19 protein-coding genes are annotated in these 16,909 nt (G+C 69.2%); 12 read left to right on the top strand and 7 right to left on the bottom strand.

Going from position 1 to position 16,909, the window contains the following annotated elements:
- Window positions 1–45: 45 nt before the first annotated feature.
- From AB1I47_RS23620 to AB1I47_RS23605, 4 genes are all read left to right on the top strand, one after another.
- Window positions 46–918 carry a sensor histidine kinase gene (locus tag AB1I47_RS23620; RefSeq protein ID WP_407935896.1) on the top strand — a complete coding sequence of 291 codons (873 nt, stop codon included), beginning with the start codon at window positions 46–48 and terminating at the stop codon, window positions 916–918.
- Window positions 919–1,159: 241 nt separating this feature from the next.
- On the top strand, window positions 1,160–1,966 hold the full coding sequence (locus tag AB1I47_RS23615; protein WP_354686139.1) for a hypothetical protein: 807 nt from the start codon (window positions 1,160–1,162) through the stop codon (window positions 1,964–1,966).
- Window positions 1,967–2,062: 96 nt separating this feature from the next.
- Window positions 2,063–2,671: a hypothetical protein gene (locus tag AB1I47_RS23610; RefSeq protein ID WP_354686138.1), complete on the top strand. Its 609-nt coding sequence runs from the start codon at window positions 2,063–2,065 to the stop codon at window positions 2,669–2,671.
- A 106-nt stretch (window positions 2,672–2,777) separates the two neighbouring features.
- On the top strand, window positions 2,778–3,248 hold the full coding sequence (locus tag AB1I47_RS23605) for a PRC-barrel domain-containing protein (RefSeq protein ID WP_354686137.1): 471 nt from the start codon (window positions 2,778–2,780) through the stop codon (window positions 3,246–3,248).
- A gap of 101 nt (window positions 3,249–3,349) precedes the next feature.
- Here the strand turns inward: AB1I47_RS23605 and AB1I47_RS23600 are convergent, their stop codons facing one another.
- Window positions 3,350–3,682 (bottom strand): BON domain-containing protein, encoded by a 333-nt coding sequence (locus tag AB1I47_RS23600; RefSeq protein ID WP_354686136.1) that lies wholly within the window; start codon window positions 3,680–3,682, stop codon window positions 3,350–3,352.
- A 279-nt stretch (window positions 3,683–3,961) separates the two neighbouring features.
- Here AB1I47_RS23600 and AB1I47_RS23595 point away from each other — a divergent pair, with 279 nt between their 5' ends.
- From AB1I47_RS23595 to AB1I47_RS23580, 4 genes are all read left to right on the top strand, one after another.
- Window positions 3,962–4,552 (top strand): low affinity iron permease family protein, encoded by a 591-nt coding sequence (locus AB1I47_RS23595; RefSeq protein WP_354686135.1) that lies wholly within the window; start codon window positions 3,962–3,964, stop codon window positions 4,550–4,552.
- A 93-nt stretch (window positions 4,553–4,645) separates the two neighbouring features.
- The gene (locus AB1I47_RS23590; protein WP_354686150.1) at window positions 4,646–5,833 is read left to right on the top strand and encodes a DUF3182 family protein; all 1,188 of its coding nucleotides are present in this window, start codon (window positions 4,646–4,648) and stop codon (window positions 5,831–5,833) included.
- Window positions 5,820–6,713, top strand: a complete 894-nt coding sequence (locus tag AB1I47_RS23585; protein ID WP_354686134.1) for an alpha/beta hydrolase family protein — start codon at window positions 5,820–5,822, stop codon at window positions 6,711–6,713. Before AB1I47_RS23590 ends, AB1I47_RS23585 begins: the two co-directional genes overlap by 14 nt.
- 27 nt (window positions 6,714–6,740) lie before the next feature.
- Window positions 6,741–7,946 carry a DNA topoisomerase IB gene (locus AB1I47_RS23580; RefSeq protein WP_354686133.1) on the top strand — a complete coding sequence of 402 codons (1,206 nt, stop codon included), beginning with the start codon at window positions 6,741–6,743 and terminating at the stop codon, window positions 7,944–7,946.
- A 6-nt stretch (window positions 7,947–7,952) separates the two neighbouring features.
- Here AB1I47_RS23580 and AB1I47_RS23575 read toward each other — a convergent pair whose 3' ends face one another.
- The gene (locus tag AB1I47_RS23575; protein WP_354686132.1) at window positions 7,953–8,588 is read right to left on the bottom strand and encodes a ParB-like protein; all 636 of its coding nucleotides are present in this window, start codon (window positions 8,586–8,588) and stop codon (window positions 7,953–7,955) included.
- Window positions 8,589–8,638: 50 nt separating this feature from the next.
- On the bottom strand, window positions 8,639–9,844 hold the full coding sequence (locus AB1I47_RS23570; protein WP_354686131.1) for a BON domain-containing protein: 1,206 nt from the start codon (window positions 9,842–9,844) through the stop codon (window positions 8,639–8,641).
- Between the two features lie 349 nt (window positions 9,845–10,193).
- Here AB1I47_RS23570 and AB1I47_RS23565 point away from each other — a divergent pair, with 349 nt between their 5' ends.
- The 3 genes from AB1I47_RS23565 to AB1I47_RS23555 all read left to right on the top strand — a co-directional run bounded on the left by AB1I47_RS23565 (window position 10,194) and on the right by AB1I47_RS23555 (window position 12,441).
- Window positions 10,194–11,051, top strand: coding sequence for an SDR family oxidoreductase (locus tag AB1I47_RS23565; RefSeq protein ID WP_354686130.1), 858 nt, complete (start codon window positions 10,194–10,196; stop codon window positions 11,049–11,051).
- A gap of 219 nt (window positions 11,052–11,270) precedes the next feature.
- Window positions 11,271–11,729 carry a hypothetical protein gene (locus AB1I47_RS23560; protein ID WP_354686129.1) on the top strand — a complete coding sequence of 153 codons (459 nt, stop codon included), beginning with the start codon at window positions 11,271–11,273 and terminating at the stop codon, window positions 11,727–11,729.
- Complete coding sequence (locus AB1I47_RS23555) at window positions 11,713–12,441, top strand: ParB/Srx family N-terminal domain-containing protein (RefSeq protein WP_354686128.1); 729 nt, start codon at window positions 11,713–11,715, stop codon at window positions 12,439–12,441. Before AB1I47_RS23560 ends, AB1I47_RS23555 begins: the two co-directional genes overlap by 17 nt.
- Window positions 12,442–12,696: 255 nt before the next feature.
- On the opposite strand, the gene AB1I47_RS23550 is transcribed toward AB1I47_RS23555, so the two are convergent.
- The 4 genes from AB1I47_RS23550 to AB1I47_RS23535 all read right to left on the bottom strand — a co-directional run bounded on the left by AB1I47_RS23550 (window position 12,697) and on the right by AB1I47_RS23535 (window position 16,162).
- Window positions 12,697–12,885, bottom strand: a complete 189-nt coding sequence (locus tag AB1I47_RS23550; protein ID WP_354686127.1) for a DUF3008 family protein — start codon at window positions 12,883–12,885, stop codon at window positions 12,697–12,699.
- A 169-nt stretch (window positions 12,886–13,054) separates the two neighbouring features.
- Window positions 13,055–13,213, bottom strand: coding sequence for a DUF3309 family protein (locus AB1I47_RS23545; RefSeq protein WP_354686126.1), 159 nt, complete (start codon window positions 13,211–13,213; stop codon window positions 13,055–13,057).
- Between the two features lie 262 nt (window positions 13,214–13,475).
- Entirely contained in the window at window positions 13,476–14,132 is a 657-nt protein-coding gene (locus AB1I47_RS23540; RefSeq protein WP_354686125.1) for a response regulator transcription factor, read from the bottom strand.
- Window positions 14,129–16,162, bottom strand: coding sequence for a type IV pili methyl-accepting chemotaxis transducer N-terminal domain-containing protein (locus AB1I47_RS23535; RefSeq protein ID WP_354686124.1), 2,034 nt, complete (start codon window positions 16,160–16,162; stop codon window positions 14,129–14,131). The genes AB1I47_RS23540 and AB1I47_RS23535 overlap by 4 nt, the downstream gene beginning before the upstream one ends.
- A 319-nt stretch (window positions 16,163–16,481) precedes the next feature.
- Here AB1I47_RS23535 and AB1I47_RS23530 point away from each other — a divergent pair, with 319 nt between their 5' ends.
- Window positions 16,482–16,907: a hemerythrin domain-containing protein gene (locus AB1I47_RS23530; protein WP_354686123.1), complete on the top strand. Its 426-nt coding sequence runs from the start codon at window positions 16,482–16,484 to the stop codon at window positions 16,905–16,907.
- Window positions 16,908–16,909 lie beyond the last annotated feature (2 nt).

Genomic DNA, 16,909 nt, shown 5'->3' with positions numbered 1-16,909 from the left:
CGTTTCTTGCTTCCGCGCAATGCAGCCAACCTGGCCGACACGACCATGACGCAGCCCACGCCGAACTCCGCCACGCCGGACGCTTCCACCCCTCATCCCCTGCATGCCGGCACCGCCGCAACCGGCGATGGCGCGCAGGAGCGCGCGGACGGCGAAACCGTGCGCAGCGTGAAGGAGGTGAGCGCCCTGATCGAGCAATCGGCGCACGACCTGCGCTCCTCGCTCAACGCGATCCAGAGCTGGGCCTATGTGCTGGACCGCGCCTTCGACGCGGCGCCCGCGCCGGCGCAGCGCGCGCTGGACGGCATCCGCGCCGGCATGCAGCAGCAACTGGCGCTGATCGAGGAAATGGAGGAAGCGGTGCGCCTGCTGGCGGACGAAAGCCCGCCGAACTGGCAGCGCATCGACCTGCTGGAAGCTGCCGCGCAGGCCATTGCCGACCGCCGCCCGGCGGCCGAGGCGCGCGGCGTGATGCTGTCGCCGGTGAGCACCGACGGCGGCGGGGATTCGGCTTATACCATCGACGGCGACGCGGTGCGGCTGGCGCCGCTGCTGCGGCACCTGCTGGTGCACTGCATCTGGCGCGCGCCGGCGGCCGGCTCGGTTGCCGTGCATTTGTCCGGCGAGCCCGATGGCGTCAAGCTGCGCATCACCGAAAGCCCGCCGCTGGACCAGCAGCGCAGCGCCAGCCGCCTGGCCGCGTTGACCGACTTTTTCGGCCGCCGGCCCCCGGGCTCGGACAGCGCGCCGCCGTCGCGCCAGAGCACCGCGCTGCTGCTGACCCGGCGCATGGTGGAGCTGCACGGCGCGGCGCTCAGCGCCGAAAGCGAAGGCTGTGAGAAAGACAAGATCAGCGTCTGTATCGCGGTCCGCTTCCCCCGTTCCCCGCGTTCGCCGCAGCATGGGCACAGCGCCTGAAGGAAGCTGTCGCGCAGCCTCTGACGGCCCCGCCGGCGCGTGTTTCAGGCCCATTTCGATGTAGTTTTTACAGGCGTGCCGCGCGCGCTACGCGTAGTGCTTGCCAGCTCGCGGCGCATGGATGACAGCGTGCGGCCCCGCACGGCAAGGCTTGCGCGCAATTGCCTTTGCGCCTGTCGTTCACCGCGCCTCTGGCCCGTCCCTTGCATAAGTAAGTTACTCAACCAAGGAGGGACCAACCATGCCTAAAGCCAGCCGCCAATCCGACAAGGCCGCGCAGGTTGCCCGCAAGTCGACCGGCGCGAAGTCCGACAAGTCGCAGGCCGCCCGCAGCCCTCGCGCTTCTACTGCCACGACCGGCAAGGCTGGCAAGAGCAGCACGGCGATGAAGGCCGCGAAGCCTGCCGCCAGGACCGCCAAGTCGACCACCATGTCTGCTGCCAAGCCAGCCGCCAAGCCAGCCGCCAAGCCAGCCGCCAAGCCTGCCGCCAAGACCGCTGCGAAGACCGCCGCTGCCAGGCCGGCCGCCAAGTCCGCTGCCAAGCCTGCCGCCAAGGCCGGGACCAGGACCGCGACGAAGAGCGCCGCCAGGACCGCCAAGTCCTCCGCCATGGCGAGTACCGGCGAACGCGCGGGCCGTGCCGAAGCCGGCAGGGCCAGCAAGGCCGCTATGTCTGGTATGTCCGGGATGTCCGGTATGTCAGGCAAGGCCGGTATGACCAGCAAGACTGCCAAGCCCGGCATGTCCGGCACGACGGGCAAGCCTGGCATGTCAGGCACGTCCGGTATGTCGGGGACGACCGGGGACAAGCAACGGGGCAAGGAACCCAAGACCTACCAGGGCGCGGTCGACGACTCCCTGGAGATGACCTTCCCCGCGAGCGACCCGATCTCGCCCAGCGCCGCCATGCATGCCGAGAAGAAGACGCGGACCGCGCGCGACGACATCGACTGGAAGCTCAAGGCCGGCAGCGAACAGCAGCCAGAGGGCGCCAAGCCGGCAGGCCAGCGCAAGGGTACGACCGGCCGTTCGACCACCCGCCGCTGACACCGGCGTCCACCACCTTTAGTCCATGTGCCGCAGCGCGGCGGCCACCCGCCGCGCTGCGCCCCGAACCAAGGGGATGAACGACAAGGAGCCAGCATGTCCGCCATCATTGCAGGTCGCTTCGACAGCTTCGCCACCGCTGAAACCATGGCCAGCCGCCTGAAGGCGCAGGGTTTCGCGGACAAGGACCTCAACCTCTTCTATGTCAATCCGCCCGGACAGCATGCGGCGTACCCGCTAGGGGGCGACCATGCCGCCGATAGCGGCGCGCGCAAATCCGGCGTCGGTGCCATCACCGGCGTGCTGTTCGGCGCCGCGGTCGGCGCGGCAGTGGGAGCGGCGCTGATTTCCGCGATTTCGGCCGCGCCGCCGCTGTCGATCCTGGTGATGGTGTTCGCCGTCGGCCTGGGTGCCTACCTGGGATCGCTCGCCGGGGCGCTGGCACTGGCGCGCAACGCGCGCCGCGATCCGCAGACCGGGCAGCCGCCGGTGCGCAACGCCGGCGTGGTGCTCGCCGCGCATGTGACCAGCGGCGACACCGCGGCGGTGGCCGACCTGCTGCGCCAGGGCGGCGCCAAGGACGTGGAACGCGCCGATGGCCATTGGGTCGACGGCCGCTGGGTCGACTTCGACCCGCTGGTGCCGCCGGTTCCGGCGGAAAACCCGGCAATGAACCAGCCAACGAACAAGCGCGAGCGCAGCTAGCGCAGTGCGGGCGCAGGCGCAGTCCGCCGGCGTCCTTGATGCAGCACCAGTGCCCAACTCGGCAACGCCCGATCCTTGCAGCCCCAACTCGCAAACGGAGGTGTCCATGAACCCAGTCCAACCTGAATCCCCTGGCGAGGTGCCAGGCGAACAACCGCGCGGCGCATCGATCGTCGGCGGCATCGACCGCAATTCCCCGGGCCCCGGCCCGTTCGTGATGGCCGCGGATACGCTGGAAGGCAACAAGGTGGTTGACCCTGCCGGCGACGATATCGGCACCATCGACCACATCATGATCGACGTGCTGGGCGGTCGCGTGGCCTACGCAGTGCTGGCCATGGGCGGTTTCCTCGGCATCGGCGAGAAGCTGTTCGCGCTGCCGTGGTCGGCGCTCACGCTCGACACCCGGCGCAAGTGTTTCGTGCTCGGCGTCGAGAAGGACCGGCTGAAGGCCGCGCCGGGGTTCGACAAGGACCACTGGCCAAGCATGGCCGATTCGCAGTGGGCCACCAGCATCCACCAGTACTACGGCATCTCGCCGTACTGGGAAGCGGATCGTTACGATCCGTGGGGGTGATCACGACCGGAAGCTGATTCGTCAATCCGGGGGAGACCGGGCGCCGGCATCAAACCGGCGCCTGGTTTTTTTTGCGTCAGCAGCGTGGGCGCGCCGGGGGTTCAGACCTTGTGGTTGATCTGCCCCGACGGGCGCTGCGCCGGATCGGCGTCCATGCCGCTGTCCTCCGGCTGGCCTTGCGGCTCGGGCGGCGGCTCGTGACGCAGCGACAGTTCGTTATGCACGCCGAGCACGCCGGCGCTGACCGCGGCGGCCTTCTCGATGCGCTGCGAGACATTGACGTCGTCGACGCAGCCGCGCACGGTGACGCGGCGATCCGCGACTTCCAGCGTCACGCCATCGGGGAAGCGGCCATCGAAGGCCGTGGCAATCTCGGCGCGCACCGCCACGCGCAGGGCTTCGTCATCGGCGGCTGAAGAGGCGTTCTGGTTCATCAGGAGTCCTTTGCCGGCGTGCGGCATGCCGCCCGGCTACTGGTAAAGGTTCACCGGCGCAAGAAGCATTCCCGACCACGGCTTGCCAGATGCCCGGATGCCGGCAGGCGTGCAGTCGGCAAGATTTATCACCCGATGTAGAAATGAAAGCCGCACCGCGCGCAAAGCGTGCACAAGTGCAGCGCGCGTTGTAGGACAGCGCCCGCTGCACTTTGGCAATGCGCTCCATACAATGAAATCAACATGCCGCCGGCTGGCGGTCCATTGTGGGAGCGCAAGATGAGCAACACCAGTCCAATCCTGCCGGGCGTCGGCCATCCACCCAACTCCGGCAAACGCGCCCGCATTCTCCACGCGTTCGACCGTTTCGCCGGCGCCGCTACGCGCCAGGCGGGCTCGCCCACCGCGTTCGTGCTGGCTGTCGCGGTGATCGTAACGTGGGGCATCACCGGGCCGATGTTCGGCTTCTCCGAGACCTGGCAACTGGTGATCAATACCGGCACCACCATCGTCACCTTCCTGATGGTGTTCCTGATCCAGCAGAGCCAGAACAAGGACGCGGTCGCGGTGCACCTGAAGCTCAACGAACTGCTGGCCTCGCACCGCGAAGCCAGCAATATGCTGGTGTCGATCGAAGACCTGGACGAAGAGGAGCTGCGCCAGCTCGTTACGTTCTACCGCCACCTCGCCGAGCTGGCCGACAAGGAGGACGGGGTCAAGAGCAGCCATTCGCTGGACGAGGCGCGCGAAAACCACGCCGCCAAGCGCCAGGCGCGCGCGTCGCGTCCGCGCAGCCTGGCACCGGAGGACTCCGGACACGCGCAGCCGTTGCCGGCGGGCAGCGGCTCCCCTGCTGCAGCGGGCTCATAGCGCGCCACGTGCGCTCCCGCCAGCGGCCCATGATCATCCACGCCGTATCCACGCCGTCGAGCACAACCCAGCAAGGAGCCAGCCGTGTCCGATTTGTCCGCCTCCAGCCAGGCAACGAAGCGAAAACGCACGGGCCCGGCCGCCACGGCAGCGCGGCCGGGCCGCGACGTCATGGTGTACGGCTGCGAGCCGCTGGGCGACGCCCACAGCCATCGTGGCACGACCCTTGCCCATATCGCCCGCAAGGTGGCTGATATCGCCGGCTACGGCTTTGCCGGCGCCTACGCCGTGCCGGCGCCGGGGCAGCCCGCGCCGTACCTGGTACCCGCGCAGACGCTGGTGGGTGCCGAGCTTGCCGCCAGCCTTGGCGTGCGTGGCGAAGGCGACCTCTTCGGCGGCGTGGTGCCGTACGCGTTCGTCGCCACCAAGGCGATCACGCACGGCCTGGTAGAGCCGGGCGCGGCGGCGCCCGCAGGCTGGAGCGAGGCCTTCGTGCAGCGCGTGGTGGGCGCGACCCTGCCGGGATTTACCGCGTTCACCATCGCCGATGCGCGCGTGGCCGCGCTGCGGCTGCTGGCGCTGGGGCCGGTGCGGCTCAAGGAGCCCTCCGGCATCGGCGGGCTCGGCCAGCGCGTGGTCGACAGCGAGCGCGCGCTGGACGAGGCGCTGGAGGCAACGGCGCCCGATATCGTCGAAACCCACGGCCTGGTGGTCGAGCGCGACCTGGACGCGCCGCAGACCTACAGCGTGGGACAGGTGGAACTGGCCGGCCTGCGCGCCAGCTACTGCGGCACGCAGGGGCTGACCGCCAATAACCGGGGCCAGCAGGTGTATGGCGGCTCGACGCTGACGGTGGTGCGCGGCGGCTTTGAAGCGTTGCTGCAGCATCCGTTCGATGCGCGCACGCTGGCCGCGGTGCGCGCGGCGATGGTGTACCACGACGCCGCGCTCGCCTGCTATGGCGGGCTGGTGCTGTCGCGCTGCAATTACGACGTGGCGTTCGGCCCCGCCGCCGGCAGTGCCGACCGCGAACACGTGCTGGGCGGCGTGCTGGAGCAGTCGTGGCGCGTGGGGGGTGCCACCGGCGCGGAACTGGCCGCGGTGGAGGCATTGCGCGACAACCCGCGCCGCACCCGCGTGGTGGCATCCACGCGCGAGATTTACGGCAACGGCGTGCGCGTGCCCGACGACGCCGAGATCTATTTCCAGGGAGAGGACCGCCATGTCGGTCCGTTGACGAAGTACGCACGACTGGAGCCCGAATCCGATGGCAACGCATGAAGAACTGCTGCAGATACAGACCGAGGGCGGCACCATAGCCGGCACCCTGATCAGCCCTGAAACCAAACTGCCCGGCGTGCTGTTCGTGCACGGCTGGGGCGGCAGCCAGCAGCAATACCTGGCCCGCGCGCGCAAGGTGGCGGGGCTCGGCTGCGTCTGCCTGACGTTCGACCTGACCGGTCATGCCGGCACGCGCGCGCAGTACGAAACCGTCAGCCGCATGCGCAACCTGGCCGACGTGGTGGCCGCCTACGACGTGCTGGTGCGCCAGCCCGAAGTCGACCGCAATGCCATCGCGGTGGTGGGCAGCAGCTACGGCGGCTACCTGGCCGCGTTGCTGACCACGCTGCGGCCGGTGCGCTGGATGGGCTTTCGCGCGCCGGCGCTGTATATGGACTCCGGGTGGGAACTGCCCAAGCGGCAGCTGCATCGCGAACAGGACCTGGAGAACTACCGCCGCAGCGTGGTGCCCCCGGAAACCAATCGTGCGCTGCGCGCCTGCTGCGCGTTCGCCGGTGACGTGCTGGTGATCGAATCGGAGAGCGACCAGGTGGTGCCGCACGCGGCGGTGATGAGCTACGTCGATGCCTGCCTGCGTGCGAACTCGATGACCTACCGCATGATCAAGGGAGCCGACCACGGCCTGACCGACGAGGAGAGCCAGCGCGCCTACACCAGCCTGCTGGTCAACTGGCTGCGCGAGATGGTCACCGGCGCGCGCGCCGGCCCGGTCAGCGCCGAGCGTGCGATCCAGCCCAAGCCCAAGCCCGCGCCGCCGGAGCCCGACGAAGAGCTCGGCATGGCGGGCGCCATGTCGGCCGCCGCCGCACCGCCACCGCAGCAGTCCGGCGCCGCGGCGCCACCGGGTGGCGCGCAATAGCGCACTGGCGCGTGACCTCGCAACGCTATGGACAGCACGCTGCCGACCACCGAGGCCGCCGCCCCGCTCGAAGCCGTGCTGCGCGACGCGGGCCTGCGCTATGTCGATGACAGCGGCCCCGGCATTACGCGCCGCCGCCATGGCAGTGGCTTCCGCTATATCGGCCCCGATGGCGAGAAGGTAGAGGATGCCGCCACGCTTGCCCGCATCGCCTCGCTGGCGATCCCGCCGGCGTATGAATCGGTATGGATCTGCGCCGACCCGCGCGGGCACCTGCAGGCCACGGGGCGCGATGCGCGCGGGCGCAAGCAGTACGTCTATCACGCCGAATGGGCCACGCTGCGCGATACCGACAAGTACGCGCGCCTGACCGCCTTCGGCGCCGCGCTGCCGCGGCTGCGCGCGCGTGCGGCGCGCGACCTGCGCCGCAACGGCATGCCGCGTGAGAAGGTGGTGGCCGCGGTGGTGGTACTGCTCGACGCCACGCTGGTGCGCGTGGGCTCGCCCCGCTACGAGCGGCAGAACCGCACCTATGGCCTCACCACGCTGCGCCGGCGCCATGTGACGGTGCGCGGCAGCCGGCTGCGCTTCCAGTTCACCGGCAAGAGCGGCATCACGCACGACGTCTCGGTCAACGACCCGCGGCTCGCACGCGTCGTGCGCAACTGCGCCGACCTGCCGGGCCAGCGCCTGTTCAAGTACCGCGACAGCGACGGCGAAGTCCGCGAGATCGGCTCGGCCGACGTCAATGCCTACCTGCAGGAAGTCACCGGCGGGGACTTCACCGCCAAGGACTTCCGCACCTGGGCGGGCAGCGTGCACGCGCTGGCGATCCTGCGCAAGCTGCCCGAAGCGGCTAGCGAGACCGCGCGCAAGAAGGCCGTGGCCGACGCGATCCGGCAGGTGGCGCACCAGCTTCGCAACACCATGGCGGTGTGCCGCAAGTGTTATGTGCATCCTGATGTGATCGACGCCTACCTTGCCGGCGCGCTACAACTCAGCGGCAGGGCCCCAGCGGCAACGCGGCTGCGCGCGGACGAGTCGCGGCTGCTGCAGTTGCTGTCGAAAGCCGCGGGGAAGGGTGATGGTGCGGGGGATCGTGCGGGGGATCCTGTGGCCAGGGGGACGAGCGCGGGCAACGGCAAGCGCAATGGGAAAAGCAGCCGCAAGAACAGCGGCAACAACAGCGCCAACAACAGCGCCAACAACCGCGGCACGAAGAAGGACAAATGAGCGCGCTCAGCAATCCAGCGCGCCGATATACCCCGGCAGTTCGCGCGCGCCTGCCGCATGCGCGAGCCGGAACGCGCGCACCAGCGCAATCGCGAAGTGGTGCGGCGTGTCGAACGGGCCCGGGACGGTGCGGCGAAAATAATCGGCCCAGCGGAAATCCAGGTAGGCCGTCTTGACCTTGCGGTAGCCGCCGGCGAGCTGTACGAACGCCTCCAGGCTGCGGTAGGGATCGTCGCGCATAGCGTGGACCGCTTCCGGCAGCTCCGTCAGCGGCCGCCGCCGGCCATGCTCGTCATAGGGGTGAACCATGTGGTTCGCCACCATGTAGCGCCAGAACGCGGCCACGTCCATGTCGCTGAGGTCGGCACGCACCACGCCAGGCACATGGGTCAGGCCCAGGTCATGCCAGGCGCGCACCCAATGGTGATGGTCGACAACGTACAGCGCCTGCTCGGGGCCGATCACCAGGTGCACCCGGTGCTTGTCGAGAAAGGCGGCGCGGTCCTCCGGCGGCACGCGCCGGGTGGTATGGACCTTCTGCGCTACGTGATAGCCGCCTACCGTAATCTGGGTTGGATGCAGCGCGGCCAGGGGCACCATCAGCTTGCTGCCGGGCCGTAGCTTGCGGGGTTGGCGTGGCATGGTGCGCTCGGCGCGGCGGGACGCCGCGCCGTGTGGACGGGTTGGAACAATCAGCTCTTGTTCAGCGTGCGGTCGGGCGAGATGCCGCTCGTGCTGCCGCTGCTGGCTGTGGTGTCCGTGGTGCCGCGGCCGACCGAGGTCTCATCGCCGCCGACTTCGGAACCCGCCGCCCATGATGATCCCGTCTGGCGCTGCACGCGCAGGCGGTTATCCACCTCGGCGACGCCGAATACCGCATCCGCGATCTCCTCGATCACGTACTTCTCGCGGCGCTCACGCACCGTGCCGTCCAGCGTCACCACGCCGTTGGCCACCTCCACCGTCACCTCGCCGACATCGATATACGGATTCATCGCCAGGCGTTCGCACACGTCTTCGCGCACGCGTTCGTCGGAGCGGCGATAGCCCTTGGGGCCGACCGCGCGGCGTCCGGCATGGCGGCCGCCTTGCTCGGCTTGCTCGGCGTAAGGCGTGCGGCGCCGATAGCCCGGATCGTCCGGATAGACCCGCTGGCCGCCGCTGTACGACTGGCCACCGCGGCCCGAATCGCCGAAATAGCCGCCGCCATAGGCGGGCTGGCCGCCGCGCTGCTCGCGGTCGCGCTCCATGCCTTCGCGCCAGTGCATGGCGCGGCCGCCGCGTTCATCCTCGTGTTCGCCGCCGCGTTCTATCCATTCGCCGCGGCTGCGTTCCCCGCGTTGCTGCGCCTCGCGCTGCTGTGCGCCGCGCCAGTCACCGCCCTCGCGCCCCCGGCCGTAGCCCTGATCGCGCTCGCCCAGTTCGCTGCGGCGCCCGCGCGGACCGAAACGGTCTTCGTCGCGATAGCCGTAGCCGCTTTCTCCGCCCGAGCCGCGCGCATAGCTGCGGTAGCCGCTGTCCTGCGCGGAGGGGCGGTAGCCGCCGTAGCCGCTGCTGTACGGATGGCCGCTGCCACCGGTGTCGGCAGCGCCATAGCCCTGCTCGCCCCAGCTGCCGCGGCGCTGGCCAGCGGGCGTATCCTGCTCGAACCACGCGCCGCGGCGCTGCGACGCCTGGCTGGCGCTGCTCATGCCGCCGCCTTCACGGCCACCCTGGCGACCACCTTCGCCGCCACCTTCACCGCCACCTTCACCGCGCCAGTCCTCACCCCATTCCTGGCCCCAGTCTTCCGAGCCGCTGCCCCGGCTCTCGTCGCGCATGCGTTGCGGCTGGCCACCTTCGCGGCGTTGCCCTTCGCGGCCGCCGCGGCCGCCACGGTCATTGCGGAAGTTGAACATATCTGCCTCCTGGTGAGGCCCGGGCGCGCCCGCCGCAATGCGGGGCGGCGGCGCGCGGCGCGGGCCATGACGTTCACGGCCGATAAGCCGCAAATTCCGTGCCCCGCCGCGGCATTGCCGGCGCGCGTCCTGCGGCGGCGCCGCGCTGTAAGGATTGCCGGGCGATGTAAGGGTTACGGGCATCGCCGCGCGCACACGCGAACCGCCCCCCGCTACCTTAGCCACCGGCTGCTGCTGCCCCGGAACGCCGGGGACTTGCCATTCGCGGCATGGAACTTGCGCGGCACGCGCAAAGGGTGCGTTCCCAGGCAAGTGCCGGCACGCGCCCTTCGCTGACAGGAGAAGAACCATGTCCACACCTAAAAGCGTCCCTCCCCAGCACCAGGACCGGCAGCCCGGGCTGGAATCCGCCATGCGCCCGCAGCCGGACAGCGGCGCGGATGACTATGTTGGCAGCGGCCGCCTGACCGGGCGCGTAGCGCTGATTACCGGCGGAGACAGCGGCATCGGCCGCGCGATCGCGGTGGCGTTCGCGCGCGAAGGCGCCGACGTTGCCATCGCCTATCTCGACGAGCACGGCGACGCGCGCGAAACCGTCGAGCTGGTCGAAGCCGCCGGCCGTAAATGCCTGGCTATCGCCGGTGACCTGGCCGACCAGGCGCATGCAGAATCGGTGGCGCGGCAGACGCTGCAGCAGTACGGCAAGCTCGACATCCTGGTCAACAACGCGGCCGAGCAGCACCCGGAGAAAGCGCCGGAAGACGTCGAGGCCAGCCAGGTTGAAGCGACCTTCCGTACCAATGTGTTCGCCATGTTCCATCTGACGCGCGCGCTGGTGCCGCACATGAAGCCGGGCTCGTCGATCCTCAACACGACCTCGGTGACCGCGTATCGCGGCAGCAAGCACCTGCTGGATTATTCAGCCACCAAGGGCGCCATTGTGTCGTTCACGCGCTCGCTGGCCCTGCAGGTGGTGGAGCGCGGCATCCGTGTCAACGGCGTGGCGCCAGGGCCCATCTGGACGCCGCTGATCCCGTCCACCTTCACGCCGGAGGAAGTCGCCGAATTCGGCAAGAAGACGCCGATGGGGCGTCCGGGGCAACCGTTCGAGGTGGCCGCGGGCTATGTTTTCCTGGCGTCGGATGCGGCCAGCTACATCACCGGGCAGGTCCTGCACATCAACGGCGGAGAAGTGGTTAACGGTTAAAAAAGCGGGGTAAAAGCGCGGTAAAAGCGGGTTAAGCACGCGCCGTGGATCGCGCCGGCAGGTAGTTCAGCACCGCGTTTGCAAATATTGCATGCGCGGCGCGCGCCATCATCCGCGCCGCGCGCAAGCGGCGCGGATTGTTTCACACCAGGTGCGGGCGTGGCTCTTGCAATGCGGGATGGAAGCAGTCACGACCACCGCCGATTTCAGGGAGCCATCATGTCACCCATCGTAGCCGGACGTTTTGAATCGCTTGCCAGTGCGGAAGACGCGGCGCGCACGCTGTTCGCGCGCGGGTTTTCCGTGTGGGACGTATCGATCATGTCGGTGCCGCAAGGCGCCGCCGACAGCGCCACTGCAGGCGCCGCCGGTGACACGCAGCGCGGCGGTGCGGTGATGCTGGCCGCCTGCGTCAGCAACGGCCTGGGCTCGGTCGTGGTCGACGTGCTGCGCGAATCGGGCGCAAGTGACCTGGAACGTGCGCAGGGTCACTGGGATTGCGGTCAGTGGACGGATTTCGATCCCGCCGTGCGCGGCGAGCCCGTGCAGGAGGGCGAGGGCGAGTTCTGGCCGCGCCCGCTGGCCAGGGAAGCGGTAGCCGAGCAAAGCACCGGAAACGAGGATCCAGGCAGCGAGCTGGAGCACTACGTCGAACGCAAGCGTGTCGAGCACGACTGAACGCCGCGCCGGCGCGGCCGACGACATCGAGGTGGCCCGCAACGGCGTCGGCCTCGCCTCCGCGCGGCGCAGCCTGCGCGGCAAGGCCATCGCCGAACTGACACGGCTGCGCCCGACCCAGTTGACGCTCGGCTACATCTACGTCGAACACAAGAAGGAAGTCACGCAGCGCCACGCCGATCCCGGCGACGACGCCGCGCTGCGGCGCTTCCTGCGCCGCCATCGGCTGAAAACCATCGCGGGACCGGGCGGCGACCTCTACATCATCGATCACCACCACTGGGCGCGCGCCTGGCTTGAACTCGGCTACGAGTGGGCGCCGGTGCGCGTGCTGCATGATTTCAGCCACCTGAGCGCATCGGCCTTCTGGAAGCGCATGCGCCGGCTTGGCCATGCCCATCCCTATGACGAGCATGGCAAGCGGCTCGGGCCCAAGGCACTGCCGCCCACGGTGATGGGCATGCGCGACGATCCCTACCGCAGCCTGGCCGCGTTCGCGCGCGAGGCGGGCGCATACCGCAAGCCGGGCAGCGCCTACGGCGACTTCTGCTGGGCCGGCTTCCTGCGCAACCGCGTACAGCAGGACCTGGGCAGCGTCGCCGGCTTCGGGCTGGCGCTGGCCGAATCGATCAAGCTGGCCCGCAGCCCCAAGGCGAGGCGTTTGCCAGGGTATTGCGGGCCGGCGCTGGTGAAGCGCAAGGGCGGAATTTAAGGCGAAAGGGGAGAACACCGGACGTCTGCGTCACGGCCCGACCTTGCTACCGCCGCTTGCGGACGCTCCCCTCTCCCGCGCGCGGGACAGGGGTGGGGGTGAGGGCCAGAGCCTCAACGAAGTAAAGCGAGTCAGCCGGGAGCAGACGAGCAAACCGGCAGCGTTACACCCCCGCCGTAAAAAGCAAAGGGCAGGCAACACCGCCCGCCCTTCGTCTTGCTGGCCCTCAATCAGTCAGAAGGGGCCCGACGCGGATCACTTTTCCGACTTGTGCTTCGGCATGCCCTTGGTCTTGGTCGAAGCCATCTTGTCGAGTTCCTTTTCGCTCATCGACTTATACATCGAACGCGAAGGACCCTTCAGCGATCCCGCCTTCTTTTCGCCGCGCTTTGCGGAGAGCGCCGCTCCCGCGGCCTGCTGTTGCGCCTTGGATTTTGCTGGCATCTGAGTCTCCTTGCGAAGAGTGGGAAAGAACCAGGCGATGCGCCGACAGATGCGCGGCAAACGCCCGCGCTTCTTTATAGGCCGCCTGCGCGGCGCCTACAAGCGCCAATAGCGGCAGCGCGCCGCAGCGCGCGTGCCGGCAGGCATCTCCCGCTTGCTGGCCGGGACGCTAGATCCGGCCAAGCACCACGAGCAGCAGCACGATCAGGACGATCAGTCCCAGGCCGCCGCTCGGCCAGTAGCCCCAACCGGAACTGTACGGCCAGGCCGGCAGGGCGCCGATCAGCAGCAGGACAAGAATGATCAGAAGGATGGTGCCGATTCCCATGGCGTGCTCCTGGTTCGTTGATCGGGGAAGCCCGCGGCTTCCGCACCGAAGCGGCCCGGGTTTGCAAAGGGCCACTGCTCAGAGTTCAGCCTAGATCAACACACGCTGGCATCCCTCCGGACAGGGACTGATAACGGTGTAGGAATCGGACGACGCCGGCGCGGCGTGGCGCGGCGCACAACGGCTGCGGCGCACAGCGGCATCACGCGTGGCGGCCGGGGCGCGATGCACTGCGCAAAAGCGCGGCAGGGACCAGCCGGGGTCAGCCGGCCTCGGTCAGCCCGTGCTCGACGGCATAAACCGCCACCTGCACGCGGCTGGCCAGGTTCAGCTTCTTCAGGATGTTCTGGACGTGGATCTTCACCGTGCTTTCGGCCACGCCCAGGTCGCGGGCGATTTCCTTGTTGCTTTCGCCACGCGCCAGCCCCTGCACGATCTCGCGTTCGCGCGCGGTCAGCCGCGGTGCATCGTCCTTGTGCGCCACCGCGGGCGGTGCCGGCGCGCGGAACTGCGCCACCAGCTTGGCTGTCATGCTGTCGGAGATCACCGGCTCGCCGGCCGCGGCGCGGCGGATGCCGGCGATCAGCGCCTCGGTCTCGATGTTCTTGATCAGGTAGCCGCGCGCGCCGCCGCGCAGCGCGGCGGCCAGTTCCTCGGCTTCCTCCGACACGGTCAGCACGATCACCGCGGTCTGCGGCAGGTCTTCCACCAGCAGCTGCAGCGCTTCCAGTCCGGACAGGCCCGGCATGTTCAGGTCCAGCAGGACCACGTCGGGGCGGTGCTGCTTGGCGCGCTTGATGCCCTCCACGCCGTCGGCGGCTTCGTCGACGATCTCGAAATCGGTCTGCCGCTGCAGCAGCGCGCGGATGCCGGAACGGAACAGGGTGTGGTCGTCGATCAGCAGGATGCGGATGGTCATGGCTGGGTTTCGGTGATCTGGGTCATTTCGGTTCCCGCGCGGGCCTGCCCCGTGACGGGGAGGATCAGTTCGATGCGCACGCCGTGCGCGGGGGCGGCCTGCACCTGTAGCTGGGCGCCCAGGCGCGCGGCGCGCTCGCGCATGATGTTCAGGCCGATATGCGCATCGGCGCGGGTGGCGAGCTCGTCCGGATCGAAGCCTTCGCCGTCGTCCTGCACCACCAGCCGGAATTCGCGCCCGTGGCGCAGCGCCACCGCAACGTGCGCGGCCATGGCGTGCTTGCGCACGTTGGACAGCGCTTCCTGCAGGATAAACAGCACCTGAAGTTGTTGTTCGGGCGACAGCGGCCGCCCGGAGCCATCGTCGTCGATGGTCAGCGCCGCTTCGGTGCGGCACTGCCGGCGGAAGCGCCCCACGGTTTCCTCCACCGCCGGGCGCAGTTCGCCGGTGCCGAGCCGCGAACGGAAGTTGTTGAGCAGTTCGCGTACATCCTGGTAGCTCTCTTCCACGCCATGGCGCAGCATCGGCACGAGCTCGCGGGTCTCGGCCAGGTCGTCGCGCGCCACCGCGGCATCGAGCAGCTGCACCTGCAGGTTCAGGTAGTTCAGGCCTTGCGCAATGCTGTCGTGCAGGCCCTGCGCGACCAGGTTGCGCTCTTCCACCACCGCAAGCTGGCGCGCGGTGGCCGACAGGCGCAGATGTTCCAGCGCCGTGCCCAGGTTCTGACCCAGCGTTTCGAGCAGCTGCCGGTCCGACGGCGGCAGCGCGCGCGGCGCGCGGAAATGCAGCGCGAACACGCCGGCGGCGCCGCGCTGGCTTTCGATGCGGAACGCGGCGAGCGACTGGAAGCCGTTGCGCGTGCACTGCGTGCCGTCCTCGCTGGCCAGGCCGCGGCGCTGTGCCGTGCGCAGGTCGACGATGGCGACTACGCTTTCGCGCGTGGCGTCGCCGCAATGGCAGGCGTCGGCGGCGGCGCAGGCTTCGGCCTCGGTCAGCGCCGCCGGCAGTCCGGTCGCCGCCAGCAGGTGCATGCGGCCGTGGCGGCTGTCGAGCACGCGCACGCTGCCGCCCTCCGCATCGAACTGGCGCATCACGCGCTCCAGGAAGCCGCGCGCCATCGACTCGCCATCGCTGGCCTGGTTCAGGAAGGCGGCCATGTCGTACAGCGTTTCCAGGTCGCGGTTGTGGCGCTCCAGCTCGGCGGTCTTCTGCGCCACGCGTGCCTCCAGGTCCTGGTACAGGTCCTGCAGTTCGCCCGCCATGCGGTTGAAGCCTTCGCTGAGCGTGCCGAACTCGTCGCGGCTCTCCACCGGCAGGCGCAGCGAGAACTCGCGCGCGGCCATGCGGCGCAGGCCGTCCTGCAGGCGCAGCACCGGCAGGATGATCCACAGGTACAGCAGGTAGATCACCGCCACCGTGCCCACGCATGCCATTGCCGCCAGCGCGGCCTGCGACAGCCGCAGCCAGTCGGTCTTGCGCGCGCTGTCGTGCTCGATCATGCCGACCAACTGGTCGGCCTGCGCGACAAAGCCGGGCAGCGCCGCGATGTACTGGTCGGGGCCGCGGCCATCGTCGGCCAGCGCCAGCGGCCGCAGGCGCTGCTGCCAGTCCAGCGTGACGCGCGCCATCTGCGCGTGGATGGCGGGTTCGTCGGGCAGGAACAGCGGCCGGGCCGGATTGCCCTTCTTCAGCTGCGCCAGCGTGGTGTCCAGCGCCTGCACCTGCATCGCCAGCGCATTGGGCACGCGCGCCTGCGCCAGCGTCAGCTCGATCGCCACGCGGTTGGCACGCATGCGCAGGCTGCCGGCGTCATTGATGGCGGCGCCGGCGCCTTCTAGCTTCCAGGACAGCCACAGCGTGCAGGAGATCATGGCGAGCACCACCAGCAGCACGGCCAGCGACAGCGAGATGATGCGCGTGGACAGGCGGTCTCGCAGCGCGGGCAGCGCGGACGCGGAGGCAGTCGCGAAACTTGCGGAAGCCGCGGCGTCAGCCGGTGCCTCGGCGGCGGGAGTATCGGGTTGGGACATGGTGCGGTATCGGGGGCTACCTTGGTGACGTCGCCCGGGGGCGGGCGCGTTGAGACAGCCATTGTCTGCGCGGCGCGGCGCTGGCTTCCTGTGCCAGATCAACTAAAGCCGGGTTTCCTTGTGAGCGATGTGCGGCCGGCTGCGCATCGCGGGCCGTTGCACCCAGCGTTGGCAGTGCAGCCGACACTACTCCAGATGTATCACGGCGTGATATATCGTCCTACCCCCGGCTTTTACCGGCCGACTTATCCCCGATCAAATCCCTGGCGCATGGCGCGTCCTAGCATCCGGTCAATACCAATCCGGGAGAACCATGGCCATGTCTAGGGGAATCGACACACTGATGCGCCAGCACCGCGACTGCGACGATGCGCTGGCACGGCTCGAAGACGCCGCGCGCGCGGGCAACTGGAACCAGGCCGCCGGCGCGCTGGCGCTGCTGGAAGCGGCGCTGGAGGGCAACTTCAACGCCGAGGAAGCGCGCTTGTTTCCCGCCTTCGAGCAGGCCACCGGCATCGCCGGCGGTCCCACCGCGGTGATGCGGCGCGAGCACGACGAAGTGCGCGCGCTGCTGGCCAACGCGCGCGAATGGCTGTCGCTGCGCGACGGCAATGCGCTGGCGGCGGAGATCGACACGCTGGTGGTGCTGCTGCAGCAGCACAACGTCAAGGAAGAGAACGTGCTGTTCCCGATGTGCCGCACGCAGGTGCCGGACCTGGACACCGTGCTCGCCGGCATCGCATAGGA

It is taken from the genome of Cupriavidus necator (assembly GCF_040578825.1).
Classification (GTDB): domain Bacteria; phylum Pseudomonadota; class Gammaproteobacteria; order Burkholderiales; family Burkholderiaceae; genus Cupriavidus; species Cupriavidus necator_E.
Note: the sequence above shows the minus strand (reverse complement) of the source record. Positions and strands in the feature narration are given on the sequence as shown.